Consider the following 13,894-nt stretch of genomic DNA (forward strand, 5'->3'; position numbering starts at 1 on the left):
TTTTCATATAAACGATAAAGGACAAGACAATGAAATCATTTATAAGACTTACCGATTTCAAGAAAAGTGAATTATTGGAGATATTCAAGATTGCTGATTCTATAGAGCAGTATGACGGATTTTTAAAGGGAAAGACTGTCGTTATGTTCTTTCCGGCATCCGGTATAAGAACAAGAGTGTCTTTTGAAAAAGGCATTTATCTTCTTGGTGGGCAATCCATATTATTTGATCCTGCGACGTTAGACAAAAAAGAAGATATCAGGGATGTATGCGGATATCTGCAAAATTGGGCAGATGCAGTTATCGTGCGATATCCGGACATTACTGTGCTTGATAAAATGACAAAAGTTATGAAAGTACCTGTTATAAATGCTCTTACAGATGATAACCATCCGTGTGAAATGATGTCTGACCTATATGCTCTTTCAAAAATCAGAGCTGATTATCTTCAGGATAACTATTTGTTTGTTGGAGCTGATGGTAATATAGGTAGGGCTTGGAAAGAAGCTGCTGAAGCATTCGGATTGTCACTGGTTCAGAGTAGTCCGGCCAAGTATCAGATTCCGGAAGTTCATTGTAATGAAAATTTGAAGGATGCAATTGCTGGAAAAGATATCATATGTACAGATTCCATTCCTTCAAATATGATAAATGATTTCAAGGATTATCAGACTTCTAAAAACATGATGCGATTAGCCAATGAAGGAGCAATCCTTAATCCATGTCCACCATTTTACAGAGGAGAAGAAGTAACAGAAGATGTAATTGATTCTGATTATTTTGTTGGATACAAGTTCAAACAGAGCTTATTAATAGTACAGCAGGCGATACTAATTTATTGTCTGTCATATTAACGAGGAGGTAACTTTCAGATAACAGAGGAACAAAATGGATAAGCAGATACTTTTAACAAGGAGGTGTTATGGGATTGGAATTTTTGCAGGCATCTACAGCGGATGCTTTAACTATAACCGGGATTTCGAGGCGGGCTTTTCACAGTGACGTGGAAGCTGGATCTAAGGAAAAAACGGGACCTCCGGGATATATGTCAGTTCCGTTTCATACAAAGATGGCCAAATCAAATCATCTTTTCAAACTGGTTGATAACGGCCTGATTATCGGCGGAGCGATACTTTTTTTAGATGATGAAAAACTAAATATTGGTAGGATTTTTATCGGGCCGGAGAATTATCGAAAAGGCTATGGAGTTTTCATGATGCAGCAAATAGAAGCTTTATATCCATCGGTAAAGGAATTTACACTTGATACACCAATCTGGAACATCAGAACTAATTCATTTTATACGAAAATGGGATATACGGAAGTAAGACGCGATAATGATTTCATCTATTATGCCAAACAACGATAAAATTCTTGTTGGTCATTTTTGAAGGATAAAGGTTTAAATGGAACAGAAAATCATATTGGAAGCAGACAGATTGTTTCTTCGCGAAATGAATATGGATGACTTTGATGCATTGTATAAGGTCCTCGCTAATACAGATATCATGCAGCATTATCCGTATTCTTTTGACGAGGAGAGAGTAAGAAATTGGATTGAAAGAAACATGAACCGTTATCATGAGAATGGTTTTGGTCTGTGGGCTGTATGTTTGAAAGATACAGGAGAGATGATCGGTGACTGCGGATTGACACTTCAAAATATTGAGGGGGAGATGCTCCCGGAGATTGGTTATCACATACGTGCAGATCAGCAGCACAAAGGCTATGCCAAGGAAGCAGCTGCTGCTGTCAGGGACTGGGCATTTGCAAACACGAATTATCCTGCGCTTTATTCATATTGCAAATATACAAACATCGGCTCCTATAAAACTGCAGAATCGATAGGCATGCATTTCGAGAAGGAATATCCGGATCCTGAAAATGAGATTACCCATGTATCTGTAATCTTTCGTAAAGAGTAGAGAGTTGTATATATTTCAGCACAACGCTCTAACTACTAAGGAATTGGCGCAGAAAACCGGAACGTAATGAACCAAGGAGGCTTTATGGGAAACCCATGGGAAGAGATAAATCTGGAGGATTACGAGAGTCATATGAGCCTCGATAGTGTTAATCAGCTTCAGACTATGAATTCAATTATGAAGGAGCAGTTTAATGCATATCCTGTAGATAGAGCGATGGTACTAGGGATTGCAGGAGGGAACGGACTAGAGCATGTAAGCCGGGATAAGTACCAAACAGTTTATGGGGTGGATATCAATGAAGATTATCTTCGAGCAGTTTCAGAACGATATGATAATCTGTCTGATATATTGAAATGCCTGAAGATTGATTTGATAAAAGAGTCGGACCGGCTTCCGTATGCACAACTCCTTATAGCAAATCTTCTTATCGAGTATATTGGTTATGAAGTATTTCAAAGAGTAATCTGTAAAGTGAATCCCGAATATGTGTCATGTGTAATTCAGGTCAACACAGATGACGAACAGTGGGTATCGGATTCGCCTTATCTACATGCATTTGACAGGCTGGACGAGGTACATCATCAGATGGACGAGAAAATTCTTTTGGCTAAATTGATGGAGATAGGATATAAAGACATACTTAAGACAAGGACCTCACTTCCTAACGGGAAGGCTTTAATTAGAATGGATTTCCTAAAAGGATAACAAGGATGAGATATACGAGGATAGCTGTGCAGAAAGCTAATTATGCTGTTCGAATATATGAGAAGGTAGGATTTAAAACTGTGTATGAAAATGAAGAAGAGTTTATAATGGTGTGCGAACTATGATCGTTATTATTACAGGAGCATCACATACCGGCAAGACTGTTCTTGCTCAGAGGATGCTTGAAAAATACAAATATCCATATGTCTCTATTGACCACTTGAAGATGGGATTGATCAGAAGTGGTAATACTGATCTAACGCCAGAGGATGATGACGACCTTGTAGGATATCTCTGGCCGATTGTTCGTGAAATGATTAAGACAGCTATAGAGAATCGGCAGAATCTTATCGTGGAGGGTTGTTATATTCCTTACGATTGGCGTAAGGATTTCGATGATTGCTATTTGCCCGAAATTAGGTTTATTTGTCTGGCAATGACGGATGTATACATTGATGCACATTTTGATGATATACGGAATCATGGATCAGACATCGAAACCAGACTTGATGATTCTGATTGTACTGCTGATTGGTTAAAAAATGATAATCAGAAGAATATAGAAGGTTTTGGACGGACAGGGGATCAAGTGATACTAATAGACAAAGATTATGAAAGTGATATAAGAGAAGCTTTGAAACAACTGGATGGAACAGGCAGTCAGTGATCTTTCGGCTGAGTCCGCACCTTCAAGACAGTTATGGGAAAAGAAGTTAAGGGCACCAACTGGGTCCAAAACCATTATGATTATGCTTCAGCCCTTTCCGGAACGCGGTAGTCGTTATAGTGTGCTTCTTTTTTCCAGGTATGAAAAACAACGTTGTCCTTTTCGATGTATTCAATTTTAGCGTAGTCACTTTCGAACATTACAAACCTCCCAAATATTTATTTTAGTTATTGGAAATAAACTGCCATGTGGAATATGAGATATTTTGAGACGCACTGATTTTGCATGGTTTTACACTAAAATAAAACATCAGTGAAAAACAGCCACAAATAAGTGTAATGACAAGGATGTTTTTAGTTTGGTACTATACTCTGTGTTAGGAATGCTGATATTTACTAAGAGAGATACGATTTGACGGACTTAGATTGGAGGAACAGGATGAAAACTATCGGAATTATCGGCGGTATGAGCTGGGAGAGTACTGTTACTTATTATGAGATCATAAACAAAGAGGTGGTCAGAAGGCTTGGAGGATTCCACAGCGCAAAAATCCTTATGTACAGCGTTGATTTTGCAGAGCTTGAGGAAAATATGGGGAAGGGCAACTGGCAAGGTAATGCTGAGATTCTGACAGATGCTGCGGCAAGACTTGAAAAGGCAGGAGCTGATTTTATTGTAATTGCAACAAATACAATGCATAAGCTTGTTCCTGATATCGAGAAGAAAATCAGTATACCGATCCTTCATATAGCGGATGCTGCCTCTGGTGCAATAAAGCAAAACGGAATAAAGAAGGTTGGACTTCTTGGAACAAGATTCACAATGACACAGGACTTTGTTATTGAAAGACTTAAAGACGCAGGGCTTGAAGTTTTTGTGCCTGATGAAAGGGACATGGAGATTGTCGACAATGTCATTTTTAATGAGTTATGTCTGGGTAAAATATTGGACACCTCCAGAAATGAGTACAAGCGTATTATTGGAAAAATGAAGCAACAAGGAGCAGAAGGTGTGATTCTTGGATGTACCGAGATCGGCATGCTCATAAAGGATGAGGACAGCGCACTTCCGACGTTTGATACGACAATTATTCATGCAACAGCAGCTGTAAATGAGGCGCTAAGATAAATTTGATAATAGGGAGATAAGTGCAATGGTAATAGGAATTATAGGCGAAAATTGTAGTGGGAAATCCACACTTGCAACTGAAATTCAGAATAAAATAGGAGCTGAGGTTATTACAGGAAAGGATTATCTCAGAATGGCAAAAAGTGAGAGTGAAGCGACAGCGCTTTTTAAGGAAAAGCTTTGTAGTGCTGTTCACAAGGATAATATCGTTTATGTAATCTCAGATGCTGAGCACATTAAGTTGCTTCCTGATGATGCTATAAAAGTATTGGTCACGGCAGATATTGATACCATAAAGAGTCGCTTTAAGGAGAGGCTTCATGGCAATCTTCCTATGCCGGTTGAACAAATGCTTGAGAAGAAGCATGGAATGTTTGATGCGGAATCTGTGGATTTCAGATATGATGGAGTAAATGGGGATGCATCTTCATTATGCAGGTTACTGGAAGAACGCATCGCTGTATAGGCCTTGATATGAATAAGGAAAGTATCTTTATGATATGCCAGTCATTCAATATGGATGACTGGCATTTTTTATTTAATAGGAAATTTCGCCTTGGCGGCGAAACCTTGAATTAAAAGGCCCGGCAAGACCGGGCCACGCAAAGCGGAGGTATATTGGCTATAAATTACCAATCTACCTCGTCAAAGAATTCGTCATCTTCGTGCATAAAGTAATCCATGTCGAGAAGGTCTTCATCGTCCATCTCGCGGATTTCGTTCGCCGACATGCCTTCTGGTGGATTTTGGATGTATTTCTCTCTAAGCTTTGCTATTAGTTCTTTACTAGCCATGGCTGTTCCTCCTGTAGCATGATTTTATCATGCACAGGAATACGAGGGAACACTGCCGATTTTTGAAGATGGAGCTCTGCTCTTGGGACGGCATTTTCCCATTGCCTTTTCATATAGGGCTTCGAGAGAAACACGTTTGTGGTTAAAGTGCAATTCAAGAAATTTCATGGTTCTGGTGCACTTGGGACAACTCAATGGATCATATCCGAATGCTGACAGGATACCTGAACGCCATTGAAGGAATGATTTAAAGAATGGTTTTTTAGATGGATGAATCAGCCGGTAAAGCTTTTTGTCTGATTCTCTATGACGGCCATACACACCATAGTAACGTATCATTTTAAAGTCTTTTTCGGGTATGTGCTGGATAAGACGTTTGATGAATTCCATGGAAGGTATGGTCTCGGTGACAAGGACTTCGTCCTCATGTCTGTTGTAGTGGAAAGTGACAGTATCATGCTCTTTATCATAAGAGTCAATCCTTGAGAGGCCGATTACTGGACGACCAAGGTAGCGACCTATATATTTAGCCACTGTGTGCCTGTCAGCAAGGGTGGGTTTTGCGTAGATATAGAAACCATCTTTTTGATTTTTGTATGAGAGGGCTTTTTCTTTTTTTTTGAACAATGCTTTCTTCTTGGGATCAGTAATACGGGCTTCCATTAGATTAAGCAGAGCTGTTTGAAAAGCATGGCGTAAGTAGTGGTAATTAAAGTGATTGACTCTGCGCCAAAAACCAGTGTCGCCTACACCACCTTCAGATATGAGGCAGTGGATATGAGGATTCCATTCTAAAGGACGACCAAATGTATGAAGAACCAGAATGTAACCAGGTGTGAAGTTCTGACTCTTGTTGATTTTGTAGAACATACGGTTAATAACACTGCTGACAGCTTCGAAAAGACAGTTAAGAAGGTCGCGGTCTTCGAGAAAGTAATGTCGTAATTCTTTTGATATGGTGAATACGCAGTGTCTGTGCTGGCAGTTTATGAGCTTGAAGGACATAGCCTGAGCACGTTTCTGTGAATACATGGCACCACATGTAGGACAGAATCTTGAATGACAACGAAAGGGAATGAATTTGAGAGTACCACAATCAGGGCAGCCGTACATGGCGCCGCCATAGGCAGGATCTCCGCAATTGAGCATCTTATCGATGTTTTCAATTTCAGTTTTGCGGGGGTGAAGAGTATATTGAATTTCTTCGTAATGATCGCGGAACAGATTTTGTAGTATGTTTCGTTTCATAAAAATCATTATGAATGAGTTGAGGCAAAAAACAACCCCCACCCCTCATGATTGAGGGGCAGGGGAGCTGAAGTGCCGCAGGCACTTTTTTATTTTGGGTATGAATATACTTAAATCAGTGTAAAATATATTGTTATAAGTGTAAATGCCGTAGGCAGTAGTTCGGTGTGATAACTTATATGTATGAAAAAGGAGGAATTAAAATATGTTGAAAATAGAGCATTTGACAAAAACATACGGGGATAAGAAAGCTGTAGATGATGTGACACTTCACATTAAGGCCGGAGAGATATTTGGCTTTATAGGTCATAACGGTGCAGGAAAAAGTACTACGCTTAAAAGTGCGGTAGGAATTTTGAGATTTGATGAAGGTAAGATTTTCATAGACGGAAAATCCATCATAGATGATCCCATCGGATGTAAAAAAGAGATGGCGTATATTCCGGATAATCCTGATATGTATGAATTCATGAGCGGAATTAAGTACCTTAATTTTGTTGCGGATGTATATGGAATTTCATCATCGGAGAGAAATGAAAAGATTCATAAATATGCTGATATTTTTGAAATAACGCAGGATTTAGGCATGCCTATTTCATCTTATTCACATGGAATGAAGCAAAAACTTGCTCTCATCAGCGCATGGATGCATGAACCTAAGCTTATCATAATGGATGAACCCTTTGTGGGACTTGACCCTAAGGCTTCACACTTACTTAAGGAGATGATGAGAGAGCACTACGACAAAGGCGGAGCAATTTTCTTTTCCACACATGTCCTTGAGGTTGCGGAGAAGCTCTGTGACAAGGTTGCAATTATCAATCATGGAAAACTGGTAAAAGTCGGAACCATGGATGATGTTAAAGGTGATGACAGCTTAGAAGAAGTATTTCTTGAACTGGAGGCGGTATAAATGCTGAAGACGCTGGTTAAGAAACAGTTATTTGAAGTGTTCAAAGGATATTTTTATGATGCCAAGAGAAACAAAATGCGCTCTAAATTTGTGATAGCTGCATGGTTTGTCTTTTTTGCGGTCATCATGGTTGGGGTTCTTGGCGGAATGTTTCTGGCACTGTCTTTGACATTATGCGGACCTTTGATAAGCTGCAATGCCGGATGGTTTTACTTCGTTCTTATGGGAACTGTAGCAGTGCTTCTTGGTAGTTTTGGAAGTGTATACAATTCCTATACGGCACTCTATCTTTCCAAAGATAATGATCTTTTGTTATCATTGCCGATACCTGTGAGGGATATAGTCGGCTCAAGGCTTATAAACGTGTACCTTCTTGGAGTAATGTATATTTTAACCGTTACGATTCCTACCGAGATAGTTTACTTTATGCAGACCGGTATTACAGGAGCCAAGGTACTATGCGGGATATTGTTTTTCTTTATTATCTCGGCGATTGTTATGCTGATATCCTGCGCATTTGGATATGTGATAGCAAAGATCAGTTTAAGGTTAAAGAACAAGAGCTTTATCACGGCTTTTGTGACACTGGCAGCAGTTGCAGCCTACTATTTCTTCTATTTTAAGGCCGGAGATTTTATCAGGGACCTTTTGGTTAATGCGACCATATATGCTGAAAATGTTAGAAGATATGCATATCCGCTGTATTTGTTTGGACAGATCGGAGAAGGAAATATTTTGTGGTGCTTTGTTTTTACAGTTGTATTTGCAGGAGCATGCTTCCTGCTGTGGCGCCATATGCTAAAGAGCTTTATCTCTATAGCTACAGCTTCAAGTAAGGTTGAAAAGGTTCAATATGTCGAAAAGACAGTAAAAGAAAAAACTCCGTTTGAAGCACTTATCCATAAAGAACTTTTAAGGTTTACTTCAAGTCCTACATATATGCTTAACTGCGGTCTCGGCATTATCCTGATGCCTGCAGCAGGGATACTGCTACTTTTCAAAGGACAGGTGATCATAGAAGCAATGGAGCGTGTTTTTTCAGATTATCCGGGATCGGCAACAGCATTTCTGTGCACAGGACTAATCTTTATGGGATCAATGATAGATACTGCAGTTCCCTCTGTATCTCTGGAGGGAAAAAGTATATGGATTTCGCATTCATTGCCGGTAAAGCCGGTGCAGGTACTTCTTTCAAAAATGACATTGCAGATTGTTCTGGCAGCTATGCCTACATTGATTGCGGCATTATGTACCAGTATGATTGTAGATGAATCATTTATCTGTAAATTGCTTATAGTGATTATGCCTATGATATTTGCGCTTTTCTCTGCAGCCATAGACACTGTAATTGCTGTAAAAGCCCCGCTACTTAACTGGACTAATGAGATGGCGCCAATTAAACAAAGCGGAGGAGCATTTTTGGCAATCTTTTCGTTCTGGGGGCTTTCAATTCTGTTTGCAGCAGTTTACATGCTTGCGGGCTTCCGCTTTGGAATCGTTATGTATCTGATAGCCTGGAGTGTGTTATTTGCGGTTTTATCAATTTTGATTATTGTATGGCTCTGTACGAAGGGAGCCGGAATTTATTCCGAGCTGGCATAAGCGGCATAGGGATTACTAATTTGGAGGAACAAGAAATAATATGCGTGTTTGCATAGAAAAGAATTACAGAAATAATGATGTTCTCAGAGCGTCGTTTAATAGACTTTCTGAAAAGACTTTTGGTCTTAACTTCGAAAACTGGTATCAAAACGGTTTTTGGAAGGATAATTATATTCCGTATTCTATTGTGATAGACGGAGAGGTAGTATCCAATGTTTCAGTAAATGCCTGCAACATGAATTATAAGGGCAAAACCGTGAAGCTGATTCAGCTCGGAACAATTATGACTGATCCCGATCACAGGGGAAAGGGTTATGCCAGAATGCTGATGGAAGAGGTGATGAAGGATTATGAGGAAAATGTAAACGGAATTTATCTTTTTGCCAATGACTCTGTTCTGGAATTTTACCCTAAATTTGGCTTTAAAGAGGCAAAGGAATATCAGTATACAAAAGAAGTAAATATAACCAGTGATAATAAAGCAGTTATGGTTCCTCTGAATTGTAAGGATGATTTTGACAAGGCTGTTCGAATTCTCGACACCAGGAGCCAGAATGCAGAGCTGTATATGGTCGGGAATACCGGATTATACATGTTCTATCTGTCGCAGTTTATGACGGAGAACCTGTTCTATATTGAGGATTGTGACAGCTACGCTGTTGCGGAATTAGAGGATGATACGCTGATTCTTCATACAATTATTGGCGAAGGATCGGTTGATGAGGTTATTACTTCATTTGGCTCTCAGGTAAAAAAGGTTGTCCTTTGCTTTATTCCAAAGGATGTAAACGGCTTTGAGAAAAGTGAACTTCATGAGGAAGATACGACTTTTTTTGTAAAAGGAAAGTTCTTCGAAGAAAACCTGGATCAAGAATACATGGTTCAGGCAATAACACACGCATAATGATTACGGAGCATTAGTGGGGCGGTTTTTACATTTAGAAGTACGTAAGGAGATCAATATGAAAAAGGTTTTGGGTAATTTTTTCGTGGCAGATGAGGAGTACAAAAACCAGCTAGAATCCTATACTATCGGCGATACTTTGTTAGCCATAGCATTCTATGCAATCTTTATGATTGCTTACTATATTGTTGGGAAAATCTATTATCAAAGTGGTGCGTATTACGTAACTATTGTCAATCTGGTTTTTATTCTGCTGCCGGTAGTTCTTTGCTTTCGCAATTTGTCAAAGACCGGCCTGAGTGCAAGGAACCTTAAAAAGTCGCTCATTGTTTCATTCATATTGGGAATGGCTGTGTTACTGGCTATTTCAATTATTCCGGGGATTATCGCACATGCGGAGTTTTTGACGGTCAGTCAGATTGCATATTACATTTTCTACTTCTTCGTTATTATAGGATTTAGCGAAGAAATCTCCTTCAGAGGATTTATTCAGCCAAGGCTGTTTCCTGTTTTTAAGCGGGAGTGGCTCACTATTTTAGTAGCCGGGCTTTTGTTTGTTTTAATGCATTATCCATTCCAGATGGCTGCAAGAGGAATGTCGTTTGTGGAATACTGGCCTGAGTTTATTGCAAGTGCGCCATTTCAACTTTTATGGCACTACGTGTGTACATGGCTTTACAGACGTTATGGAAATATCTTTGGAGCAACGGTTATGCATGGGTGCGTTGATATGAGTATGGGTATATTTGGCTGAGTTATATCTGACATAAAAAACTTTTAAGATTTTTCTTGAAAACAATTTTTAATCATATTAGCCTTTTCTTAGGACGTCCAAATCTTTCTAAGAGGAGGCTTTTATAGTGAATAAAGAACAACTACACACATATATTTCCGAGAGTACCGGTAATGAGAGCAACATCTGTCAGATTTATGCGATAAAAGATGGTGATACAGTATATGACGATTGTTGGCATGGGTTTAAGATTCTGGATGCAATGAATGTAAACTCTGTGACGAAAGGTGTGATGGGGCTGCTTGCCGGGATTGCACTGGATGCGGGGAATATCAAGAGCCTGGATCAGAAGGTGATGGAATTTTTTCCGGATTACACAGTAAAGCGCGGAGAGAAAACTATCTACGATGTTACCATAAGGCATCTGCTAACAATGACAGCTCCGTATAAAGGTAAGTCAGAGCCCTGGAAGAAGGTGTGTACTTCACAGGATTTTACGCTTGCTATACTTGATTATCTTGGAGGACGTAAGGGAATTACCGGAGAGTTCAGATATGCGACGCTTGGCATTCAGATTTTGGCAGGAATAATTGAGAGAGCGACAAGCGAGAAATGCATCGATTTTGCCAACAGAAACCTGTTTGAGCCGCTGGGACTTCCAAAGCGAATACCGCACGGAGACAGTTCCAAAGAAGATCAGTTTGATTTTTTTATGAACAAGAATCCCAGAAAATACGAGTGGTACTCTGATCCTCAGGGCAGCGTTACCGCAGGCTGGGGATTATGCATGTCAGCAAAAGATATGGCCGTTATCGGCGCGATGGTTCTTGATAGAGGCTTGTATAACGGGAAAAGAATAATCTCTGAAGAGTACCTGAAAGACATGCTGGCACCTCACATTAAGCTGGGTGAGCGATTTGGTTACATGAACTACGGCTACTTATGGTACAAGCCATATGATGACAGAGAGGTTTATGCTGCTATTGGTGACAGCGGGAATATCATCTATGTAAACAAAGAAGAAAATGTATCTGTGGGAATGACAGGCACATTTAAGCCCAGGATCTTTGATAGAGTGGAATTCATAGAGAAAAAAGTTTTGCCGGCTATTGAATGTACTGTATAGGTTTATATTTCAGTTTTATGTTCTTGGGCAATAAAGGTTATCTTTAGTGATAGAAACATAATATTTGGAGAAGATTTTACTGCTACAAGAGAAGAAAATAAGAATAGGGGCAGTAAATTGCGGCTAAAATAGTATGCCGCAAAGAGTATTACTTGAAATTATGGCATAAAATATAGACTTTATTATCGTGGTAATTGCTGATGTAAAGGAAAAAGTAAGAGCACATAAATCAGTGTAAAACAGACCCAAATAAGTGAATAGGGTCTGTTTTTTCTTTGTTGACATAAAATGATAATAAATCTAATATATCAATTAGATATATCATTTAGATATATCTATTAGTGCAAATCAAAAGGAGATTACAGTTATGCGACAAAGAATAAGAAAGACGACTCTACTAATATCATTACTTCTTTTCCCGATTACAATGTGGTATTTTTCGCCCTATATTATTATTAATGCGGCAATGGAACATATCATAAACGGAAGTTTTATCATGTTTGCAGCGATGCTTATTTTTTCAATGTTTTTCGGAAGAGTCTGGTGCGGATATCTATGCCCTGCGGGAGGGCTTCAGGAATGCGCGCAGCGGATAAATGATAAGCCTGTAAAACAGGGGAAACGTGATAAAATCAAATATGTGATATGGATTATCTGGATATGCGCTGTAATTGCTGCATTTGTGATGGGGAAGAATGATGTGACCATTAATCCTTTCTACATGACGGACCATGGCATATCCATTGCAAGCATATACAACTATGTAATCTATTATGGCGTAATACTCTTATTGCTGGTGCCCGCGCTGATCCATGGCAAAAGAGCAGCATGTCATTACATCTGCTGGATGGCGCCCTTTATGGTAATCGGAAGCAGTATTGGACGATTCCTGCACCTGCCACAGCTCCATATTGAAGCAGAAATGGATAAATGTATATCCTGTGGAAAGTGTAACAGGGCATGCCCGATGGGACTTGATGTAAAGAAGCTGGTGGCAGAGGGAAAGAATGCCAAATGCAGCGAGTGTATTCAGTGCGGCGCCTGTGTTGACGAGTGCCCTAAAGCAGTTCTGAAATATAAGCTGCTTTGGAAATAATTGCTCTTAGAGGTAATAACTGCTTTTGAAGTAAATCGTCACAAAAAAATCAGGAGAAAAGACATGGCAAAAGACAGGAAGATAGATGTTGTAATATTAGGTCTTTTATCCCACGAAGACCTTACCGGATATGATATTAAAAAGAGGCTGGATGGAGCGATAGGCTTTTTCTGGAAAGGCAGCTTTGGAAATATCTATCCCGCGTTGACTGCAATGGAGAAAAAAGGACTTGTTTCAAAAAAGAAGAACTCTAAGACCGGGGGCAGGGAGAAAATACCTTATCATATCACCAAGCAGGGAATCAAGGCTCTTCAGGCATGGCTACAGGAGGAACAGACTTCCAATGAACTTCGATATGAAACTCTCTTGAAACTATATTTTGGTGGGGCTGCAGATAGGAGTCTTGCAATCAGGAATATCCAAATTTTTGAGGAGGATGTTAAGCGCAACCTGACAGTACTAAACATGTATAAAGATAATCTGGAAAAAGTGCTGGATGAAGAGGATCACATTTTCTATTATCTAACAGTGACTTTTGGAATTGACACCTACGAGGCGTATCTTAAGTGGTGCGCCAAGGCAAAAAAACTTCTGAGAGATGGTTAAGATCTGAATCAAAACAGATAGCGATAAGATAAATCAGTGAAAAACAGTGCATTATTAGTGAAACTTAGTAATGACTTTCTTTTCTGAGCATATAACCTGAATTATTCATGACAACTTAAACCTCTGAAATCAAACTCATAATCCGATTTTTTTGAAATGGATGCCTAGAATAAGCGGGAATCAGTCCTAAAAATGGGTAGACTGTCCCTATGAATCAGAAATACAGACTTTTAAGTTATCAAGGTACATCAATAGTTGCTATTCCAACTGTGGATTTAAGCTGCTTATATTTGTAAGTGTTTCATAGAACTCAGATATGTAAGGGCAGCTGCTACACAGCTTGAAATAAATATATCTACCTGATCTGACTACCTTAACGGCAATCTTGATCAGTTTCAAACGGATTGTATCTGCACACTGCTTCTTCATGGAAGCACACAGAGC

General features: G+C 39.4%; 17 protein-coding genes. 14 read left to right on the forward strand and 3 right to left on the reverse strand.

Going from position 1 to position 13,894, the window contains the following annotated elements:
- Positions 1–29: 29 nt before the first annotated feature.
- The 7 genes from BLR42_RS10670 to BLR42_RS10705 all read left to right on the forward strand — a co-directional run bounded on the left by BLR42_RS10670 (position 30) and on the right by BLR42_RS10705 (position 4,894).
- The gene (locus BLR42_RS10670; RefSeq protein ID WP_091868921.1) at positions 30–854 is read left to right on the forward strand and encodes an ornithine carbamoyltransferase; all 825 of its coding nucleotides are present in this window, start codon (positions 30–32) and stop codon (positions 852–854) included.
- Positions 855–922: 68 nt separating this feature from the next.
- Positions 923–1,369, forward strand: a complete 447-nt coding sequence (locus BLR42_RS10675; RefSeq protein ID WP_091868924.1) for a GNAT family N-acetyltransferase — start codon at positions 923–925, stop codon at positions 1,367–1,369.
- A 37-nt stretch (positions 1,370–1,406) separates the two neighbouring features.
- Positions 1,407–1,925, forward strand: coding sequence for a GNAT family N-acetyltransferase (locus tag BLR42_RS10680; protein WP_091868927.1), 519 nt, complete (start codon positions 1,407–1,409; stop codon positions 1,923–1,925).
- An 84-nt stretch (positions 1,926–2,009) separates the two neighbouring features.
- Entirely contained in the window at positions 2,010–2,633 is a 624-nt protein-coding gene (locus BLR42_RS10685) for a methyltransferase type 11 (protein WP_091868929.1), read from the forward strand.
- A gap of 121 nt (positions 2,634–2,754) precedes the next feature.
- Positions 2,755–3,300, forward strand: coding sequence for an ATP-binding protein (locus BLR42_RS10695; protein ID WP_091868931.1), 546 nt, complete (start codon positions 2,755–2,757; stop codon positions 3,298–3,300).
- 438 nt (positions 3,301–3,738) lie between these two features.
- Complete coding sequence (locus BLR42_RS10700) at positions 3,739–4,428, forward strand: aspartate/glutamate racemase family protein (RefSeq protein WP_091868933.1); 690 nt, start codon at positions 3,739–3,741, stop codon at positions 4,426–4,428.
- Between the two features lie 25 nt (positions 4,429–4,453).
- Entirely contained in the window at positions 4,454–4,894 is a 441-nt protein-coding gene (locus BLR42_RS10705) for a hypothetical protein (protein WP_091868935.1), read from the forward strand.
- Positions 4,895–5,057: 163 nt separating this feature from the next.
- Here BLR42_RS10705 and BLR42_RS22715 read toward each other — a convergent pair whose 3' ends face one another.
- Both BLR42_RS22715 and BLR42_RS10710 read right to left on the reverse strand, forming a co-directional pair.
- Complete coding sequence (locus tag BLR42_RS22715; protein ID WP_170832732.1) at positions 5,058–5,222, reverse strand: hypothetical protein; 165 nt, start codon at positions 5,220–5,222, stop codon at positions 5,058–5,060.
- 27 nt (positions 5,223–5,249) lie between these two features.
- A complete protein-coding gene (locus BLR42_RS10710; RefSeq protein ID WP_091868956.1) occupies positions 5,250–6,470 on the reverse strand; it encodes an IS91 family transposase in 1,221 nt (406 codons plus the stop codon).
- Positions 6,471–6,675: 205 nt separating this feature from the next.
- On the opposite strand from BLR42_RS10710, the gene BLR42_RS10715 reads away from it, so the two are divergent.
- The 7 genes from BLR42_RS10715 (at position 6,676) to BLR42_RS10745 (ending at position 13,450) form a co-directional block, all read left to right on the forward strand.
- Entirely contained in the window at positions 6,676–7,383 is a 708-nt protein-coding gene (locus BLR42_RS10715; RefSeq protein ID WP_091868937.1) for an ABC transporter ATP-binding protein, read from the forward strand.
- A complete protein-coding gene (locus BLR42_RS10720) occupies positions 7,384–8,985 on the forward strand; it encodes a hypothetical protein (RefSeq protein ID WP_091868939.1) in 1,602 nt (533 codons plus the stop codon). It begins immediately after the preceding gene.
- A gap of 40 nt (positions 8,986–9,025) precedes the next feature.
- Complete coding sequence (locus BLR42_RS10725; RefSeq protein ID WP_091868941.1) at positions 9,026–9,889, forward strand: GNAT family N-acetyltransferase; 864 nt, start codon at positions 9,026–9,028, stop codon at positions 9,887–9,889.
- A 58-nt stretch (positions 9,890–9,947) separates the two neighbouring features.
- Positions 9,948–10,643 (forward strand): CPBP family intramembrane glutamic endopeptidase, encoded by a 696-nt coding sequence (locus BLR42_RS10730; protein WP_091868943.1) that lies wholly within the window; start codon positions 9,948–9,950, stop codon positions 10,641–10,643.
- A 106-nt stretch (positions 10,644–10,749) separates the two neighbouring features.
- Positions 10,750–11,748 (forward strand): serine hydrolase domain-containing protein, encoded by a 999-nt coding sequence (locus tag BLR42_RS10735; RefSeq protein WP_091868946.1) that lies wholly within the window; start codon positions 10,750–10,752, stop codon positions 11,746–11,748.
- Positions 11,749–12,115: 367 nt separating this feature from the next.
- Positions 12,116–12,844, forward strand: a complete 729-nt coding sequence (locus tag BLR42_RS10740) for a 4Fe-4S binding protein (RefSeq protein ID WP_091868949.1) — start codon at positions 12,116–12,118, stop codon at positions 12,842–12,844.
- Between the two features lie 63 nt (positions 12,845–12,907).
- Positions 12,908–13,450 carry a PadR family transcriptional regulator gene (locus tag BLR42_RS10745; RefSeq protein WP_091868951.1) on the forward strand — a complete coding sequence of 181 codons (543 nt, stop codon included), beginning with the start codon at positions 12,908–12,910 and terminating at the stop codon, positions 13,448–13,450.
- 258 nt (positions 13,451–13,708) lie between these two features.
- Here the strand turns inward: BLR42_RS10745 and BLR42_RS10750 are convergent.
- Positions 13,709–13,894: transposase (locus tag BLR42_RS10750; RefSeq protein WP_207648535.1), on the reverse strand; the 186-nt coding region annotated here is incomplete at its 5' end.

Origin of the sequence: Butyrivibrio sp. INlla16 (assembly GCF_900104155.1) — a bacterium.
GTDB lineage: Bacteria > Bacillota > Clostridia > Lachnospirales > Lachnospiraceae > Butyrivibrio.